The organism is uncultured Metabacillus sp., assembly GCF_947503125.1.
Taxonomy (GTDB): domain Bacteria; phylum Bacillota; class Bacilli; order Bacillales; family Bacillaceae; genus Metabacillus.
This window is the reverse complement of the sequence record NZ_CANNCR010000008.1, coordinates 117,430-136,808: the sequence shown is the minus strand read 5'-3', so window position 1 is coordinate 136,808 and position 19,379 is coordinate 117,430. Positions and strand designations below refer to the sequence as shown.

Below are 19,379 nucleotides of genomic sequence, written 5' to 3'. Positions count from 1 at the left end.
AAGGAGGGATATGATGGCAACCGAATATGATTTAGTTATCCTTGGAGGAGGAACAGGCGGATATGTTGCAGCAATCCGTGCCTCCCAGCTTGGTCTTAAAACAGCAGTAGTGGAAAAAAGGAAGCTTGGCGGAACATGTTTACATAAAGGCTGTATTCCGAGTAAAGCACTTCTTAGAAGTGCTGAAGTGTTTGCAACAGCGAAGAAAAGCTCAGAGTTCGGTGTAGAAATCTCGGAAGTTACAGTGGATTTTTTAAAAGTTCAAGAAAGAAAAGCGCGAATTGTCGAGCAGCTTCACAATGGAGTACAACAGCTCATGAAAAAGGGGAAAATCGATGTGTACGAAGGAACAGGACGCATTTTAGGACCATCGATTTTTTCACCAATGCCCGGAACGATTTCGGTAGAGATGAACAATGGGGAAGAAAATGAAATGCTTATTCCTAAAAATGTCATTATTGCTACAGGTTCAAGGCCACGAAGTCTGCCAGGGCTAGAAATTGATGGAGAGGTTGTACTTACCTCTGATGAAGCATTGGAATTAACGAGTCTGCCAAAATCTATGATAATTGTTGGCGGTGGTGTTATTGGCATTGAATGGGCTTCAATGCTTTCAGATTTTGGTGTGGAGATCACCGTTTTAGAATACTCAGAGAGAATTTTGCCTACAGAGGACATAGAGATTTCTAAAGAGATGGAACGGTTAATGAAGAAAAAAGGCATTACCATTGTAACTGACTGTAAAGTGTTGCCTAATACGCTTGAAAAAGGAAATCAAGCTTCGATAAGAGCGGAGCATAAAGGAGAAGAAAAATCATTTATAGCCGATAAAATCCTTCTTTCGGTTGGAAGGAAAGCTAATGTTGAAGGGATCGGGCTGGAAAATACTGATATAAAAACAGAGAATGGCTTTATTGCGACAAATCAATTTTATCAAACGAAAGAATCACATATATACGCAATTGGCGATGTTATTGGCGGCTTGCAATTAGCACATGTGGCTTCACATGAAGGCATAATAGCAGTTGAGCATATTGCAAATGAAAAGCCGATTCTATTAGAAGAAACATTTGTACCAAAATGTATTTACAGTTCCCCGGAGATTGCGAGTGTCGGATTAACTGAAGACGAAGCAAAGACTAACGGATATAAAACGAAAATAGGCAAATTTCCATTTAAAGCGATTGGAAAGGCTCTGATCTTTGGTGAAGCAGATGGATTCGTCAAACTTGTAGTGGATGAAGAAACAGATGACCTCTTAGGTGTTCATATGATAGGCCCCCATGTCACCGACATGATTTCAGAAGCAGGGCTAGCAAGGGTATTGGATGCCACGCCATGGGAAGTATCACATACCATCCATCCTCATCCGACATTATCTGAAGCAATTGGTGAAGCGGCACTTGCTGTTTATGGAAAGGCGATTCATTTTTAATGGGAGGTAATATAATGACAGAAAACCGACATCATGTTTTAGGTCTTAATGATCAAGACGTGTTAAAGATGTATGAAACAATGGCTATGGCAAGAAAAATTGATGAACGCATGTGGTTATTGAACCGTGCTGGTAAAATACCATTTGTTATTTCATGTCAAGGTCAAGAGGCGGCACAAGTTGGGGCAGCTTTTGCTTTAGATCGCAATGAGGATTATGTCCTTCCCTATTACCGGGATATGGGAGTTGTTTTAACGTTTGGTATGACAGCTAAGGAATTAATGCTATCTGGTTTTGCAAAAGCTGAGGATCCCAACTCAGGCGGAAGACAGATGCCAGGTCACTTCGGTCAAAAGAAAAACCGGATCGTAACTGGTTCTTCTCCAGTTACAACACAAGTCCCTCACGCAGTAGGAATTGCTTTGGCTGGAAAAATGCAAAAGAAGAATTTAGTTACGTTTGTAACGTTCGGTGAAGGTTCATCCAATCAAGGCGATTTTCATGAGGGAGCAAATTTCGCTGCTGTTCATAAGCTTCCCGTTATATTAATGTGTGAAAATAATAAATATGCAATCTCTGTCCCTTATAACAAACAGGTTGCCTGTGAAAAAATTTCGGATAGAGCAATTGGCTATGGTATGCCTGGAGTAACGGTAGATGGCAATTGCCCACTTGAGGTTTATGCTGCAGTCAAACAGGCTGCTGACCGCGGGCGCCGTGGTGAAGGTCCAACTCTAATTGAAACAATATCATACCGCTTAACACCGCACTCAAGTGATGATGACGATCGCAGTTACCGGGAACAGGATGAAGTAGCTGAAGCGAAGAAAAATGATCCGATTAAGACATTTGCCAACTATCTAAAAGAGGTTGGTGTGTTAACAGATGAAATAGAAAATGAAATGTTCGCTAACATTATGAAAGTAGTAGATGAAGCAACAGAGTATGCTGAAGCTGCTCCATATGCGGTTCCAGAACATGCGTTAAAGCATGTATATGCAGAGTAAGGGGGAAAAAACATGGCTGTTATTTCATATATAGATGCCATTACAATGGCGATGCGGGAAGAGATGGAGCGAGACGAAAAGGTTTTTGTGCTCGGAGAGGATGTTGGAAAAAAAGGCGGAGTCTTTAAAGCGACAGCAGGTTTGTATGATAAGTTTGGCGAGGAACGGGTAATGGATACACCGCTGGCTGAATCTGCTATTGCAGGAGTTGGAATTGGTGCTGCCATGTATGGAATGAGGCCGATAGCTGAAATGCAATTTGCTGATTTTATTATGCCGGCAGTGAACCAAATTATTTCAGAGGCTGCAAGAATTCGCTATCGCTCGAATAACGATTGGCATTGTCCTATAACGATCCGCGCCCCATTTGGAGGCGGGGTTCATGGTGCTCTTTATCACTCGCAATCGGTAGAAGCGGTTTTTGCCAATCAACCGGGCTTAAAAATTGTTATTCCTTCGACACCTTATGATGCAAAAGGGCTGTTAAAAGCGGCGATACGTGATGATGATCCTGTTTTATTTTTTGAACATAAACGGGCCTATCGTTTAATAAAAGGAGAAGTTCCTGAGGAAGAGTATGTTCTTCCGATTGGAAAAGCTGATGTAAAACGTGAGGGGGAGGATTTGACTGTCATCACTTACGGATTGTGCGTGCATTTCGCCCTGCAAGCAGCTGAACGACTATCTGCTGACGGAATCTCTGCCCATGTATTAGATTTACGAACAGTTTATCCTTTAGATAAAGAGGCAATCATTGAGGCTGCCTCCAAAACTGGCAAAGTATTGCTCATTACTGAGGACAACAAAGAAGGCAGTATTATTAGTGAAGTATCAGCGATAATTGCAGAGAATTGTTTGTTTGATTTAGATGCGCCAATTATGCGGTTAGCAGGGCCAGATGTACCAGCTATGCCATACGCGCCAACGATGGAAAAATACTTTATGATTAATCCGGATAAAGTGGAAGAAGCAATGCGCAAGCTTGCAGAATTCTAATTGATTAACATTCTTATAGAGAATCATGAATGATTAGATTAGCCTTACCCAAGGAGGTTTCAGTAGTGGCAATAGAACAAATAAAAATGCCTCAGTTAGGTGAAAGTGTAACAGAAGGTACGATTAGTAGTTGGCTTGTTTCTCCAGGGGATAAAGTAAATAAATATGACCCGCTTGCAGAAGTTATGACAGATAAAGTGAATGCAGAAGTTCCCTCCTCCTATAGCGGTGTTATCAAAGAAATTATTGCTGAGGAAGGGGCAACATTGGCAGTAGGCGAAGTCATTTGTACTATTGAAGTAGAAGGAACTGAAGCAGATATAGACGCGAAAGATGCAGCGAAAAGCGATTTAAAGGCAATAGCTGAAACGCAAGTAGAAATACAGGTGGAGCAAGCAAACAAAAAGCGCTATTCCCCAGCCGTGCTCCGACTTGCACAGGAGCATGAGATCGATTTAGAGCAAGTAAACGGTACAGGTGCTGGTGGACGAATTACAAGAAAAGATTTAATAAAGCTTATCGAAAGAGAGATGATTTCAAAAGCAAGCGATGTTAAACAGGAGGAGATTTCAAGAAACCAATCTGATGATTCAGCACAGTCAACTCAAGAACAAGTGCAAAGATCTATTCCTGCAGCACCAGGTGACATTGAAATCCCGATTTCTGGAGTTCGTAAAGCAATTGCTGCAAATATGGTTCGCTCAAAACATGAGGTGCCACATGCCTGGATGATGATCGAGGTAGATGTAACAAATCTTGTTGGATACCGCAACGCCATAAAAGATGAATTTAAACAAAAAGAGGGTTTTAACTTAACCTTTTTTGCCTTTTTTGTTAAGGCTGCAGCACAAGCGTTGAAAGAATTTCCGCAACTAAATTCAACATGGGCTGGAGATAAAATCATTCAAAAGAAAGAAATCAATATTTCGATTGCGGTAGCAAAAGAGGATTCCTTATTTGTTCCAGTGATAAAGGCAGCTGATGAAAAATCAATTAAAGGAATCGCCAGAGAAATCACGGATTTAGCTGTAAAAGCTCGCAATGGTAAGCTCACATCTAATGATATGCAGGGCGGAACATTTACTGTAAACAATACAGGTTCGTTTGGATCAGTTCAATCGATGGGAATCATTAATTACCCACAAGCGGCCATCTTGCAAGTAGAATCGATTGTTAAACGTCCAGTAATAATCGATGGAATGATAGCTGTACGAGATATGGTGAATTTGTGCCTGTCACTTGACCACAGAGTGTTAGACGGGTTAATTTGCGGCCGCTTTTTAGCACGTTTAAAAGAAATTTTAGAAAATACTTCAAAGGAAACAACATCAATTTTTTAAATAAAGAAGGGCTGTCTAAATTCGGTGACAGTCCCCCGTTGTGTATGGGGGCGGTCCTTGTAGACAGCCCTTTTCGTTTTATGCTATCAGAAAGTATAAAAATTTAATGGTTGATAGTATAAGAAAAACTAAGGCTTTCGCCATTAGGACTTGGCGACAAGCCAAGTTTTTCTAATAATATCAGAATTTATATATTTTCTTAACATAGCTTGCGTTTCTGAATCTAGCTCCAGGCGCCATCGGCTCGAGGTCATAAGTCAAACAGGAATTGAAGGTAAAGTACACCTTCTATTCCTGTTCGCCTTATGCTTGTCGCCGATAGGCAGGCGCCTTGCGCTTTTTTTATCATCTGGTGCCATGGCTTTATATACCGGCTGCTGATTGATGATAGGGAAAAATTATAATAAAATAAAATTATAGAATTATGTTGTAATCCTGTTTACATCCTATGTTCGAAAGTTAATTTAAAAAATGTAAACGTATTCTTATGAATGAACATGAAAGATACGATAGTAGAAGTTAGGATCATGACAATCGACAAGGGGGTGAGCTTCCGAGAAGGAAGCAACTCATGGGAGATGGGCAAGGTACGGCACAGACAAAGGGAAAATGGAATGCTTGGAAAGCCGAGGCAGAAAAAGCATTAAAAGGTAAGGGGATTGAAAGTCTTTATTCACCTACATATGAAGGGATTACATTAAAGCCTTTATATGTAAAAGAAGATATCAAAATAGATACACAAACATCTATCAGAGGGTACCGCAAACATAACGAATGGAGAGTTAGTCAGGTCCTTCTTGGGAATGATCATCAGACATTATCTGAGAGGATAAAATATGCAAAGGCAAGGGGACAGGATTCATTTTATCTGAAAAATTTTAGTTTTTTAGACAATAAGCAGGATATTGCCGCTGCTTTTCAACATCTTGACTGGGAGCAGGATTCAATCTTTTTTGATGTAGGTGAAAAGCTTGAGTTTATCCCAAGCTTTCTTCACTACCTTAAAGAGTCTCAGAACGTTAAAGTTGCCAAAGGTTTACTAGGTTTTGATCCATACGAAAGCATACTGTTAAAAGGGAAAAATTCCATCGCTTTAAGCACACAATATGATTTTCTGGCAGATTGTATAAAGTGGTGCCAGAAAAATCAATCCAGTATTCGTACGATCCTAATCAAGGGAAATCTGTACCATGAAGCAGGAGGCCATTCAATTCAAGAGTTGGTATACACCTTCTCACACGCATTAGATGTAATCAATGAGCTGCTCAATCGAGGGTTATCTATTACTACGATTGCAAAAAGTATAACTTTCACCTTTGCGGTAGGCTCGCATTTTTTTATGGAGATTGCTAAACTGCGTGCAGCAAAGCAAATATGGGCATCACTGCTTCACGCATTAGGTGGAGATGAAGCCTCACCGAGCATGTATCTCCATGCGGTCACCTCTTTATTCAATAAAGCTGCCTATGATGTACATGTTAATCTTCTAAGAACAACAACTGAAGGTTTTGCAGCGGCTGTTGCTGGAGTAGACGAGTTAACAATTCTTCCATTTGATTCGGTTTTTGTTGAGGCAGGAGGTTTGGCAGAAAGAATCGCCAGAAATACACAATTTATCTTAAAGGAAGAAAGCTTGATTTCTAGAGTGGTAGATCCTGCAGCAGGGGCTTACTATGTTGAGGCGTTAACAAGTGAGCTTGCCGAAAAGGCTTGGAAGGAAATCGTTGATATAAATGAAAACGGAGGCTTTCTTAGCTTATTAACAAAAGGAACCTCGCAAAAAGAATTGAAGAAGATAGCTGAAACGAGGATACTGGATGTTAATAAGCAAAAAACAAAGATCATTGGAATCAATGCTTTCGCAAACCTTGAAGATAAAGCTCTAGATAAACGGCAAGTAAAGAATGATAGCTTAAAAAATCAATCAGTCATAGATTTTCCTTCTTTTGTTGAAGCATGGAAAACGTTAAATGAATCAATAACGTCTCAGGCGAAAGATGAACAAGAATTGCATCACATTCAACCGCTAACCATCTTACGCCTTGCTGAGCATTATGAGCAGCTTAGGTTTCATTCAGAAGCTTTTGAGCAGCTACACGGGTTTAAACCTACTGTGACGGTTATGGTATTTGGAAGATTAAAAGATTATAAGCCGCGACTTGATTTTCTTACCGGTCTCCTTGCCTCTGGCGGTTTGCAAGTAGATGTCGTTTCAAGTGAAAGTGATTTAGCCACTATTAAGGGAAATATCATGATTTTTTGTGGGAAAGATGAGGATTATGAATGTATTGATCCCCTCTTCATTAACAAGTTAAAAGCAGCTAACGATCAAGTATGGTTATTTATCGTCGGAAAAGGTCATGAAACTTTAATCAAACAATATGAGATTTCTGATTCGATCACAGAGAATATGAATGCATATGAGTTTTTAGTAACATTGCATCAATTAATAGGGGTGAGTGAGAGATGAAACGCCGAACGATTTCAGGTGCACCGCTGCTAAAAAAAATGAATGTAGAGGCCGCTTCCCCATCATTTTTTACGACATATGAGCAAATAAAGGTTAAAAATGTTTATTGCGAACAAGATATTGAAAAAATTGAACATCTTGATTCTTTTCCAGGTATTCAGCCTTATTTGCGCGGCCCATATGCCACTATGTATGTGAACCGACCATGGACAATTAGACAGTATGCGGGATTTTCAACTGCTGAAGAGAGCAATGCTTTTTATCGCCGGAATTTAGAAATGGGACAAAAGGGATTATCTGTTGCGTTTGATTTGGCAACTCATCGCGGCTATGATTCAGACCATCCCAGGGTAGTTGGCGATGTAGGCAAAGCAGGAGTCGCGATTGATTCCGTTTTAGATATGAAGCGGTTATTCGAGGGGATTCCATTAGATGAGATGTCCGTATCGATGACAATGAACGGTGCTGTCTTGCCAATTATGGCCTTTTATATTGTTACAGCCGAGGAGCAGGGAGTATCGAAGGAAAAGCTGGCAGGTACTATTCAAAATGATATTTTAAAGGAATATATCGTTCGTAATACGTATATTTATCCACCTGAGACATCTATGAGAATTATTGGCGATATTTTCGAATACACAGCAAGGAATATGCCGAAATTTAACAGCATCAGTATTTCCGGCTATCATCTGCAGGAGGCTGGAGCACCTGCAGATCTTGAATTGGCCTATACATTGGCAGATGGCCTTGAATATATTCGTACAGGATTGAAGGCAGGTCTGGATATTGATCAATTTGCCCCTCGTTTATCGTTTTTTTGGGCAGTTGGCATGAATTATTTTATGGAAGTTGCCAAAATGAGGGCAGCCAGATTTTTATGGTCAACTATTGTAAAACAATTTGAACCTAAAAACCCAAAATCACTTGCATTGCGAACCCACTCGCAAACATCAGGCTGGAGTCTAACGGAACAGGATCCTTATAACAATGTCGTTCGTACTTGTATTGAGGCGCATGCAGCAGCAATGGGTCATACTCAGTCACTTCATACGAATGCATTGGATGAAGCAATTGCATTACCAACGGACTTTTCAGCAAGAATCGCCCGAAATACTCAACTTTATTTACAGCATGAGACAGGGATTTGTCAGGTGATTGATCCGTGGGGCGGATCCTATTATGTAGAATCGCTAACGAATTCTTTAATAGAACGAGCCAAAGAACACCTTAAAGAGATTGAGGAACTAGGCGGAATGACAAAGGCAATTGAAACAGGACTTCCGAAAATGAAAATTGAAGAAGCGGCAGCGAGAAGACAAGCAAAGATTGATTCAGGAAAAGAACCGATTATTGGGGTAAATACATTCAAGCTTGATGAAGAGGATTCCCTCGATATTTTGACGATCGACAATACTGAGGTAAGAAAAAAACAAATCGAAAGACTTAAAGAAGTAAAAGCGAATCGGAATGAAGACCTTGTGAATAAAGCGTTGCAAGCCATTACAAAGGCAGCGGCAAATGGGGAAGGAAATTTATTGGCATTAGCAGTGGAGGCAGCTCGGGTACGTGCGACATTAGGAGAAATTTCTTTCGCGATTGAAAAGGTTAGCAAGCGTCATCAAGCAATGATTCGATCGATTAGCGGTGTCTATAGCTCTGAGTTCTCAAATGAAGAACAAATAAATGAAGTTAGAACAAAGACGGATCAGTTTTATGAGCTCGAAGGCAGACGTCCAAGAATTTTAATTGCCAAAATGGGGCAGGATGGACATGATCGCGGCGCTAAGGTGATTGCATCTGCATTTGCTGATTTGGGATTTGATGTTGACATTGGTCCACTTTTTCAAACACCTGCAGAAACGGCGGCACAAGCTGTTGAGAATGATGTCCATGTAGTCGGTATGAGCTCATTAGCTGCAGGACATAAAACATTGCTCCCCGAGCTCATAAGTGAATTAAAATTGCTGGGAAGAGAAGACATTCTAGTGATTGTCGGCGGTGTCATCCCATTTCAGGATTATGAAGAGCTTAAAGCAAGTGGTGCTGCGGAAATATTCGGTCCCGGTACGGTCATTCCAGTTGCAGCCATGAAGGTTTTAGATAGGATCCTTGAACAATTAGGTTATGAGGAAAGCGCGGAATGACAAAATACTATCGGAAAAAAGAAGAAAGAGATGTTTCCTATTATATTGAAGGGATCTTAAAGGGTAACCGTGTCGTTCTGGCACAAGCCATTACAATGGTTGAGAGTAATGCGAAACGCCATTTTGATAAAGCCCAGCAAATTATCGAGGCGCTCCTACAAACGCAAAGTTCTTCGATTAGAATTGGAATAACAGGGGTTCCGGGAGCAGGAAAAAGCACATTTATCGACTCGATTGGAACTTACTTATGCAATCAGGGCTATCGTGTCGCTGTGCTTGCGGTTGATCCAAGCAGCAAGGTATCAAGAGGGAGCATTATGGGAGATAAAACAAGGATGGAGCGCTTGGCAAGAAATCCCCGGGCATTTATTAGACCGTCACCTTCTGGAGGAAACCTTGGCGGGGTAAATCGTAAGACACGAGAAACAATTACTTTATGTGAAGCAGCTGGCTATGATGTAATCATAGTAGAGACCATGGGAGTTGGCCAAGGGGAATTTGTTGTTCGCGATATGGTGGATTTTTTTATGCTGCTTGTATTAACAGGTGCCGGTGATGAGCTGCAAACGATGAAAAAGGGAATAATGGAATTGCCTGACTTAGTTGTTGTTAATAAAGCTGATGGTGACAATTTGGGAAAAGCAAAGAAAGCGAAGCAGGAATATAACACGATTCTTCATTTTTTAAAGCCGTATACTGCCGGCTGGTCAACAAGAGCTGTTACAGCCTCTGCACTACAGGAAATAGGGATTGAGGAAATTGTCCAGATTATTCATGATTTTATGGAATACACAAAAGATAGTGAATTGTTCTATAAAAGAAGAAGGGAGCAACAACGAAATTGGCTGCATGAGCTTGTAAAGCATGATCTTTATCAGCAGTTTTATCATCATGCAAAAGTCAGCCAGCAGCTTACTTATTTTGAAAAAGCTGTCATGAATGGAGAAAAAAGTGTTACGGCAAGTGCTTTGGAATTATTGGCGTTGTTTATTAAAGAATAAGACCGAGCGATCCATTTGCCCATTTCGTAGCTAACTTGGTAAAATAGCAGTATTGATCGATAAAGGAGAGGTTTTCATTGAGTATGGATTTTAATTTGTTTATGAATGATATCGTACAACAGGCTCGCAAGGAAATTGTTGCTGCTGGGTATACCGAGCTTAAGACGCCTGAAGAGGTTGATGAAGTTCTTGATCGTAAAGGGACAACACTTGTTATGGTAAACAGTGTTTGCGGATGTGCAGGCGGAATTGCCAGACCAGCTGCAGCCCATGCCATTCATTATGATAAACGTCCAGACAATCTTGTAACGGTTTTCGCCGGGCAGGATAAGGATGCAACTGCACGGGCAAGAGAAAAGTTTACCGGATACCCGCCATCATCTCCATCTTTTGCTTTGCTAAAAGATGGTAAGCTCATGACAATGGTTGAACGTCATGAAATTGAAGGCCATGATCCAATGTCAGTCGTTGCAAAGCTCCAAGCAGCGTTTGATGAATATTGTGAAGAAGTTTAAGAACAAAAAATGAGGCAGGCTCGTCAATGAGCTTGTCTTTTTTTATCTATTAATAAAAATATTCTGAAAAAATGAATTGACTTAATATTTTTATAATTACATCTTTATGAATAATGATTGCATATTTATAAACCTGTGTTAAAATACAGAGTATTGATTAAATATTAATGAGTGAACACTAAAAGCAGATATAAATATTATGAAGATATTATAGGAGGAAATTATTATGAAAAAATTATCATTGCTCATGATAAGTTTATTCATCATTGGTTTATTAGCAGCATGCGGTACAAACGCAAATGAAGCTGAGAACTCAACTTCAGGTGCTGGCAATGCTGACAAAAAAGTATTAAAAATGGCGACATCAGCTGATTATCCGCCATTTGAATATATTGATACGGCACAAGGCAGCGACATTATTGGTTTTGATATCGATCTTGCGAAGGCGTTAGCAGAAAAAACAGGGTATGAGCTTGAAATTCAGGATATGGATTTTAATAGTTTAATCCCTGCCCTTCAGGCAAAACAAATTGATTTAGTATTATCAGGGATGACTCCAACACCTGAGCGTGCGGAGAATGTTGATTTTTCAGATGTTTATTATACAGCTAATCACATGATTGTTTCGTTAAAAGATAACGAAATAAAATCAATCGAAGAGCTTGATGGAAAAACAATTGGTGTTCAATTAGGCTCTATTCAGGAAGATAAAGCAAAGGAAATTTCAGAAAAAGTAAATATAAAAATTGAGAACCGCAATAAAATCTCTGATTTAATTCAGGAATTAAAATCAGGTCGTATCGATGCAGCGATCATCGAGGATTTAGTTGCCAATGGATATACTGAAAAAGATAAAGACCTAACTGGCTTTACTATGGAATCAGAGGAAGAGGCAGGATCTGCGATTGCTTTTCAAAAAAATAGTGCATATACAAAAGAATTTAATGATGCTCTAAATGAAATGAAAGAAAATGGCAAGCTTGATCAATTAGTTGCAAAATGGTTTGGCGGCGAAGAATAAGAAAGCTACTTTTAAAAATTATATGGGTCTGACAGCTACTTATAGTGTCGGCCCTTTTTTATGAATATAGGTTAAGATCAGATTGAAAGGAATTAGAAAACATGGATATAAACTTTTCCTCGATCGTCCCATCCTTGCCATTTATTTTGGAAGGAATTTGGGTCACGTTACAAATTGTGTTACTTTCCTTGTTACTTGGTTTTGTATGGGGAATTATTTTGGCACTATTCAAAATCAGTAGAATCAAACCATTAATGTGGTTTGCAGATGCTTATACGTCTATTTTTAGAGGAACACCATTGGTGCTGCAATTGCTTATCATTTATTTTGGGTTACCACAAATTTTAGGTTTCCCGATCGATCCATACCCTGCAGCTGTTGCTGCGTTTACATTGAATTCCGGAGCATATATTTCTGAAATTATTCGCGCTGGTATTAATGCAATTGATAAAGGACAGCAAGAGGCTTCAATGGCATTAGGAATTCCTTATTCAAAGATGATGAAGGATATTATTCTGCCTCAGGCTTTTAAAAATATTTTGCCAGCATTAATGAATGAATTCATTACGTTAACAAAAGAATCAGCGATTGTAACCGTGATTGGTGTACAAGACATTATGAGACGTGCCTATCAAGTTGGGGCAGATTCATATAATTATTTTGCCCCTTTATTATTTGCCGGTCTTATCTACTATCTATTAGTGATGGTATTGACACTCCTTGGTAAAGGCATTGAAGGGAGAATGAGACGCAGTGATTAAGGTTGAGAATTTGCATAAATCTTACGGAAAACTCGAAGTATTAAAAGGAATTTCTACAACGATTGCTTCTGGTGAGGTAATTGCGATTATCGGACCTTCGGGATCTGGTAAGTCCACTTTTTTACGATGCTTGAATTTACTTGAAACGCCTACAAAGGGGAAAGTGTGGATTAAAGAGCAGGAAGTTACGAATCCCAAGGTTGATATCGCTAAGGTGCGTCAAAATGTCGGAATGGTTTTCCAGCACTTTCATTTATTTCCTCATAAAACGGTTCTTGATAACTTAACATATGCGCCAATGACTGTCAGAGGGCAGTCCAAGCAAGAAGCAGAGGAAAACGGAAAAAACCTATTAAAAAAGGTAGGTCTACTTGAAAAGGCATCGGAATACCCAAATCGTTTATCAGGCGGACAAAAACAACGGGTGGCGATCGCACGTGCACTTGCCATGAACCCGGAAGCCATCTTGTTTGATGAGCCTACTTCAGCACTTGATCCTGAAATGGTAAAAGAGGTGCTTGAGGTCATGAAGGACTTAGCACAAACGGGAATGACGATGGCCATTGTAACACATGAAATGGGCTTTGCCAAAGAGGTAGCAGATCGCGTGCTTTTCCTTGATGGAGGTAAGCTTGTTGAGGATGCTGCACCAGCTGAATTTTTTACAAATCCGAAAACGGAACGTGCAAAAGTATTCTTAGAAAAAATGTTATAAGGACAAAGAAAAGGTGGTCAAATTGATCATCTTTTTTCGTTTTTACTATCTTTTAGTGTTAAACTATTTTTATTATAAAGCTTAGATATTACTGCGGTTATGTTAAATTAAGTAGTAATTGGTAGAAATTTTAAAGGTTAATGGGGAGAAACATATGTTTAAAATAGGGTACCGGACAGCAAAAACAGCACTTGGTACGACCATTGCTGTTATGCTTGCACAATTTATGGAGCTTGAAAATTATATTTCCGCAGGTATCATTACCATTCTCTGCATACAGGTTACAAAGAAAAAATCACTAAAAAGCTCTTGGGCGAGACTTCTAGCTTGCACGATTGCAATGATCTATTCCTTTCTTTTTTTTGAAGGGCTCATGTATCACCCTATCATTATTGGCCTGATGCTATTGGTGTTTATACCGACAACAGTGTTTGTGAAGGTAACAGAGGGGATCGTGACAAGTACAGTCATTATTTTTCATTTATATAATGCAGGCAGGATTACATGGTCATTAATATGGAATGAATTTTTATTAATTATCATCGGAATTGGTGTAGCATTAATAATGAACATTTATATGCCAAGTATGGAAGTAAAACTGAAAAATTATCAAAAGCAAATTGAAGAAAATCTCTCGATTATTTTTCGCGAAATTGAATTGTATTTGATTGAAAGTGACCGAAAATGGGATGGAAGTGAAATCATCAAAACAGCGGAATTAATTAATCAAGCAAAGACAATGGCATTTCGTGAGGTTGAAAATCATTTCTTACGACATGAAAATACCTATTATCACTATTTTAAAATGAGAGAAAAACAATTTGAAATTATCGAACGAATTATTCCATTGATTACCTCGATACATACATCTGTAGAACAAAGCAAAATGATTGCAGACTTTATTCATGATCTGCGTATACATATCCATCCTGGAAATACGGCACATAGATTTTTAGTACAATTAATTGAAATGAAACAGTCATTTGAAAATATGGAATTGCCGCAAACGAGGGAAGAGTTCGAAGTTAGGGCAGCACTGCTTCATTTTATAAGGGAAATGGAAAGTTATTTAATTATAAAAAGTCAATTTAAAGGAATGGATCGATAAAGAAGTTAAGCAAAAAGAGTCAGTTCAATTTACGTCCAGCTCTAAATACCAAGACTTACAGTGTTAAAGCTAGGTAGGATCAGACAATGTGCTTTGAACTGCCTCTTTTTATTTTTTCTGTCAAACTTGCCTGTTGATTTCAGTCACAGGCATAAATCATTGCAAAAAATATTTAAAACCAAGCTGCCACGCCAGTAAGAATGGTTGTAACAAGCATAATGCCTATCATTAAATAAACGACGAATTTTTGTGTTTTACGAGACATTTATTCTCACTCCTTGTCCTATTATTTTAACGTGAATGGACAAATTGGACAACACCTTCAGAAAAGAATAAATTCCAAAAAATTTGACAAACTTGCAGGAGTTTCATGTAAAAAGAGAGAAAGTTTATTATATTGTGATAGCGTTTACAAGAGAGCGGGGGAATTCGGCAAATGGTGAATAAAGTTGATCATATCGGTATAGCAGTTCAATCAATAGAAAATGTTTTGCCTTTTTATAAGGATGTTTTACAGCTGCAATTACTAGGTTATGAAGAAGTGCCATCACAGCAGGTTAGAGTTGCTTTCTTAACGGCCGGCGATACTAAAATCGAACTATTAGAACCAATGTCCGAAGAAAGCGCGATTGCTAGGTTTCTTTCTAAAAAGGGTGAAGGGATCCATCATATTGCCTTTGGTGTTTCTGACTTAGAAGCACGTCTAAAGGATTTAAAGAGGAAAGGGATCCCGCTAATTGATGAAAAGCCACGAATTGGTGCGGCACAAGCAATGATTGCCTTTTTACATCCTAAAGAAGCAAATAATGTGTTAGTCGAGCTATGTGAAAAACAACGGGGTGAAGATGATGAGCAATGATATTTACGAAAAAATAAATGAATTATATGAAAAAAGGCGTGAAGTTGAGCTGGGCGGCGGTGATGATAAAATTAACAAGCAGCATGAAAAAGGAAAGCTGACGGCCAGGGAACGGATAAACTTACTTGTTGATGAGGGGACATTTGTTGAATTAAACCCATTTATTCAGCATCGTTGCAGTGATTTTGGCTTACATGATAAAAAAGGACCTGGTGATGGTGTGGTTACAGGTTATGGAAAAGTGAACGGGAGGCCGATTTATTTATTTTCCCAGGATTTTACTGTATTTGGCGGTGCTCTAGGTGAAATGCATGCCAAAAAAATCGCAGCGGTTATGGATCTGGCTGCAAAAAATGGTACGCCATTTATTGGCTTGAATGACTCGGGCGGTGCGAGAATTCAAGAAGGTGTGGTATCATTAGATGGGTACGGGCAAATTTTTTACCGTAATACGATTTATTCTGGTGTCATTCCACAGTTGTCAGTCATTCTTGGGCCATGTGCAGGAGGGGCGGTGTATTCACCAGCTATCACTGATTTTGTGTTTATGGTCGAACAAACAAGTCAAATGTTTATTACTGGGCCAAAGGTAATTGAAACCGTAACAGGTGAAAAAATAAGTTCTGAGGATTTAGGAGGAGCTTATGTACATAATACGATTAGTGGCAACGCGCATTTCTCAGGTTCATCAGAAGAAGAGGTTCTACTTCAAGTTCGAATGCTGTTAAGCTATTTGCCGCAAAATAATCAGGAAAAACCTCCAATCTTGCCGTATACCGAAAAGGATGAATATCGTCCGGACTTAACTGATTTAATTCCCTTCGATGCCATACGACCTTATGATGTTCGCATCGTCATTCATCAGGTTGTTGATGACGGTTCATTTTTAGAAATTCAAAAGGATTTTGCAAAAAACATTGTCATCGGTTTAGCAAGAATAAAAGGCGAGGTCGTTGGTCTTGTTTGTAATCAACCGAAATATATGGCTGGCGGTTTGGATATTGATTCATCAGATAAAGCCGCTAGATTTATCCGTTTTTGTGATTCTTTTCAAATTCCGCTGATTACATTTGAGGATGTAACAGGCTTCTTTCCTGGTGTTAAACAAGAGCACGGAGGGATTATTCGCCACGGTGCTAAAATTTTATATGCGTACTCTGAGGCAACAGTTCCGAAGTTGACCATCATCTTAAGAAAAGCATATGGAGGAGCTTATGTAGCCTTGAACAGTAAATCAATTGGCGCAGATTTAGTCTATGCATGGCCAAATGCTGAAATTGCTGTTATGGGTCCTCAAGGGGCTGCATCCATTATTTTTTCAAAGGAAATAGAGAATAGTGACACCCCTGAACAAACAAGAACAGAAAAAATTAAAGAATATCGTGAAAAGTTTGCAAATCCCTATGTTGCAGCAAGTCAGGGAATGGTTGACGATGTTATTGACCCAAGGGATACAAGAATTAAGCTGATCCAAGCTCTTGACATGCTTAGAACAAAACAGGAGTTTAGACCAAATAAAAAACACGGGAACATTCCCCTTTAGGAGGTAAAGTTGAAATGATTAATAAACAACGCTTGCTTGATGAGTTTTTAGAGCTTGTGCAAATTGATTCAGAAACAAAGTTTGAAGGGGAGATTGCAAAAGTATTGAAGGAAAAGTTTACTGCCCTAGGCTTAGATGTAGTTGAGGATGACACAACTGGAGTTACAGGTCATGGAGCTGGTAATTTAGTATGTACATTGGCAGCAACAAAAGATAATGTTGATACCATCTATTTTACATCACATATGGACACGGTTGTACCAGGTAAAGGTATCAAGCCTAGCATTAAGGACGGCTATGTGGTAACAGATGGGACAACCATTCTCGGTGCCGATGATAAAGCAGGGTTAGCGGCAATGCTGGAAGCGATAAAAACGTTAAAAGAACAAAACATTCCTCACGGTAAGATTGAGTTTGTCATAACGGCTGGTGAAGAATCAGGCTTAGTTGGAGCAAAGGCTCTTGATCCAGCGTTAATGACAGCAAAATATGGTTATGCCCTAGACAGTGATGGTAAAGTCGGAACCATTATTGTTGCCGCACCTACTCAAGCAAAGGTGAAAGCAACGATTTATGGTAAAACGGCACATGCAGGGGTTGCACCAGAAAAAGGGGTATCCGCCATTACTATTGCTGCAAAAGCAATTGCCAAAATGCCATTAGGCAGAATTGACCATGAAACGACAGCTAATATTGGCCGATTTGAAGGTGGAACACAAACAAATATCGTGTGTGACCTGGTACATATTCTTGCAGAAGCCCGTTCATTGGTTCCTGAAAAAATGGAAGCACAAGTGAAAATCATGAAGGATTCCTTTGAGGAGGTTGCCAATGAAATGGGCGGACGTGCAGAGGTTGATATTGAAGTCATGTATCCTGGTTTTAAATTTGGGGATGGGGATCATGTCGTTGAGGTAGCTAAACGCGCAGCGGCTCGGATTGGACGTGAAAGCGAGCTTCAAACAAGCGGCGGCGGAAGTGATGCCAATGTTATTGCGGGAAATGGAATTCCAACTGTAAACCTTGCGGTGGGTTATGAAGAAATCCATACGACAAATGAAAAAATGCCGATTGAAGAGCTGGAAAAAACAGCTGAATTCGTTGTAGCCATCATTCAAGAGGTAGCAGAATAAATTAAAAAAGAGCGCTTTTTGCGTTCTTTTTATTTCCCCTTAAAAAACTTACAAGATTAACTAAATAAGAATTGATCCTCCATTTTTCATGATTATTACCATCAATATTTTTTTCATTACTTAAGACTATAAAAAGGTACCTAATCTAGATCAAGGAGGGGTTTCAATTGATAAAAAAGAAAGTAAGCTTGCTTGTTACAGGTGCGCTTGTTGCCGGGCTTGTAGCATGTAATAATAACGAGGCAATGGATCGAAATGATGAAAATGATCAAATAGATGTTGCTGAGAACGTCAATTATAACGGGAGAGATAATGTCCCTTTCGTAAGAGATGTTAATGACGAAAATGAGTTTAGGGGCATGTGGGATCGCGATAACAGGAATCAAGAGAGAAACCGCAATAATGAGCAAAATGGTTTGGAGATTTCCAGTACCAAAACTGATATCGATAGTAACAAATACCCGCATACAAAAGCAATAACGGTACAAGATGCTAAATTTAAGTTTGTCCAAGCAGATAATCAAGAAGAGGCACAGCGACAGGCTGAAAAATATATCCAACAGTTTAGACAGCAAGCTGAGCAAAGAGCACGTCAATTTGCCCAACAAGGACAGCTACAGCGTCCACAACAACAGAACCAAGCACAAGTACCTCAGCAACAGCCGGAACAAAGAGAACAACAGCAGGCACCAGCACAACAGCAACAGCAAGAACAAAGAGAACAACAGCAGGCGCCGGCACCACAGCAACAATCAGAACAAAGAGAATAACAACAAGCGAATCAAGCACAAAAGCCTGCTCAAGGGATAAGCCAAGCGGCCCAACAAGAAATGCAGAAAGACAAAAAAATGGCTTACCTCCGCTGAAAGGAGATACTCAGTTAAGTGGCGTAGCTCAAAAGAAATCTGAGGATATGCGCCAAAACAATTATTTCTCACATACTAGCCCAACATATGGTTCACCATTCGATATGATGAGGGATTTTGGGGTAACGTATAGAACAGCTGGAGAAAATATTGCTCAAGGTCAGCAAACACCTCAACAAGTTGTCCAAGCATGGATGAATAGTGAAGGTCACCGCAAAAATATTTTAAGCCGAGATTTTACTCATATTGGCGTTGGCTATGATGCCAATGGACATCACTGGACACAAATGTTTATAGGTAAATAAAGAGCAGGTATAAAAGGGACAGTCCTATAGTTTGGGACTGTCCCCATTTGTTTTCAGTGAAACAATAATGCGGATTAAATCTTCAAATAAATAGAGAGTTAATTCTTAGGAGAAATATGTTATGATTTGTATATTTTTTCTAGTCAAAATGTTATTCTTA

The 19,379-nt window shown here is 39.4% G+C and carries 18 protein-coding genes; 17 read left to right on the top strand and 1 reads right to left on the bottom strand.

Annotation, left to right across the window (positions count from 1 at the left end; genetic code table 11):
* Nucleotides 1-13 precede the first annotated feature (13 nt).
* From lpdA to Q1B07_RS08690, 12 genes are all read left to right on the top strand, one after another.
* Nucleotides 14-1,435 carry a dihydrolipoyl dehydrogenase gene (lpdA, locus tag Q1B07_RS08745; protein WP_299088112.1) on the top strand — a complete coding sequence of 474 codons (1,422 nt, stop codon included), beginning with the start codon at nt 14-16 and terminating at the stop codon, nt 1,433-1,435.
* Nucleotides 1,436-1,449: 14 nt separating this feature from the next.
* On the top strand, nt 1,450-2,442 hold the full coding sequence (locus Q1B07_RS08740) for a thiamine pyrophosphate-dependent dehydrogenase E1 component subunit alpha (protein WP_299088114.1): 993 nt from the start codon (nt 1,450-1,452) through the stop codon (nt 2,440-2,442).
* 12 nt (nt 2,443-2,454) lie between these two features.
* The gene (locus tag Q1B07_RS08735; protein WP_299088115.1) at nt 2,455-3,438 is read left to right on the top strand and encodes an alpha-ketoacid dehydrogenase subunit beta; all 984 of its coding nucleotides are present in this window, start codon (nt 2,455-2,457) and stop codon (nt 3,436-3,438) included.
* Between the two features lie 65 nt (nt 3,439-3,503).
* Nucleotides 3,504-4,778 (top strand): dihydrolipoamide acetyltransferase family protein, encoded by a 1,275-nt coding sequence (locus Q1B07_RS08730; protein ID WP_299088117.1) that lies wholly within the window; start codon nt 3,504-3,506, stop codon nt 4,776-4,778.
* Between the two features lie 571 nt (nt 4,779-5,349).
* Nucleotides 5,350-7,248, top strand: coding sequence for a methylmalonyl-CoA mutase family protein (locus Q1B07_RS08725; protein ID WP_299088119.1), 1,899 nt, complete (start codon nt 5,350-5,352; stop codon nt 7,246-7,248).
* Nucleotides 7,249-7,286: 38 nt separating this feature from the next.
* On the top strand, nt 7,287-9,392 hold the full coding sequence (gene scpA, locus Q1B07_RS08720; protein WP_299088367.1) for a methylmalonyl-CoA mutase: 2,106 nt from the start codon (nt 7,287-7,289) through the stop codon (nt 9,390-9,392).
* The gene (meaB, locus tag Q1B07_RS08715) at nt 9,389-10,393 is read left to right on the top strand and encodes a methylmalonyl Co-A mutase-associated GTPase MeaB (RefSeq protein ID WP_299088121.1); all 1,005 of its coding nucleotides are present in this window, start codon (nt 9,389-9,391) and stop codon (nt 10,391-10,393) included. The genes scpA and meaB overlap by 4 nt, the downstream gene beginning before the upstream one ends.
* Before the next feature lie 77 nt (nt 10,394-10,470).
* Nucleotides 10,471-10,908: a BrxA/BrxB family bacilliredoxin gene (locus Q1B07_RS08710; RefSeq protein ID WP_299088123.1), complete on the top strand. Its 438-nt coding sequence runs from the start codon at nt 10,471-10,473 to the stop codon at nt 10,906-10,908.
* 226 nt (nt 10,909-11,134) lie between these two features.
* Nucleotides 11,135-11,929 carry a transporter substrate-binding domain-containing protein gene (locus Q1B07_RS08705; protein WP_299088124.1) on the top strand — a complete coding sequence of 265 codons (795 nt, stop codon included), beginning with the start codon at nt 11,135-11,137 and terminating at the stop codon, nt 11,927-11,929.
* A gap of 101 nt (nt 11,930-12,030) precedes the next feature.
* Entirely contained in the window at nt 12,031-12,690 is a 660-nt protein-coding gene (locus Q1B07_RS08700) for an amino acid ABC transporter permease (RefSeq protein ID WP_299088125.1), read from the top strand.
* Nucleotides 12,683-13,405 (top strand): amino acid ABC transporter ATP-binding protein, encoded by a 723-nt coding sequence (locus Q1B07_RS08695; protein ID WP_299088126.1) that lies wholly within the window; start codon nt 12,683-12,685, stop codon nt 13,403-13,405. Before Q1B07_RS08700 ends, Q1B07_RS08695 begins: the two co-directional genes overlap by 8 nt.
* A gap of 154 nt (nt 13,406-13,559) precedes the next feature.
* Nucleotides 13,560-14,513, top strand: a complete 954-nt coding sequence (locus Q1B07_RS08690; protein ID WP_299088129.1) for an aromatic acid exporter family protein — start codon at nt 13,560-13,562, stop codon at nt 14,511-14,513.
* A gap of 172 nt (nt 14,514-14,685) precedes the next feature.
* Here the strand turns inward: Q1B07_RS08690 and prli42 are convergent, their stop codons facing one another.
* A complete protein-coding gene (prli42, locus tag Q1B07_RS08685) occupies nt 14,686-14,778 on the bottom strand; it encodes a stressosome-associated protein Prli42 (RefSeq protein ID WP_299088131.1) in 93 nt (30 codons plus the stop codon).
* 171 nt (nt 14,779-14,949) lie between these two features.
* Here prli42 and mce point away from each other — a divergent pair, with 171 nt between their 5' ends.
* From mce to Q1B07_RS08660, 5 genes are all read left to right on the top strand, one after another.
* Complete coding sequence (gene mce, locus Q1B07_RS08680; protein WP_299088134.1) at nt 14,950-15,372, top strand: methylmalonyl-CoA epimerase; 423 nt, start codon at nt 14,950-14,952, stop codon at nt 15,370-15,372.
* Nucleotides 15,362-16,915 (top strand): acyl-CoA carboxylase subunit beta, encoded by a 1,554-nt coding sequence (locus Q1B07_RS08675; RefSeq protein ID WP_299088136.1) that lies wholly within the window; start codon nt 15,362-15,364, stop codon nt 16,913-16,915. Before mce ends, Q1B07_RS08675 begins: the two co-directional genes overlap by 11 nt.
* Before the next feature lie 14 nt (nt 16,916-16,929).
* Nucleotides 16,930-18,048, top strand: coding sequence for a M20/M25/M40 family metallo-hydrolase (locus Q1B07_RS08670; RefSeq protein WP_299088138.1), 1,119 nt, complete (start codon nt 16,930-16,932; stop codon nt 18,046-18,048).
* Nucleotides 18,049-18,215: 167 nt separating this feature from the next.
* A complete protein-coding gene (locus Q1B07_RS08665) occupies nt 18,216-18,818 on the top strand; it encodes a hypothetical protein (RefSeq protein ID WP_299088140.1) in 603 nt (200 codons plus the stop codon).
* Nucleotides 18,800-19,219, top strand: a complete 420-nt coding sequence (locus tag Q1B07_RS08660; protein WP_366945168.1) for a CAP domain-containing protein — start codon at nt 18,800-18,802, stop codon at nt 19,217-19,219. The genes Q1B07_RS08665 and Q1B07_RS08660 overlap by 19 nt, the downstream gene beginning before the upstream one ends.
* Nucleotides 19,220-19,379 lie beyond the last annotated feature (160 nt).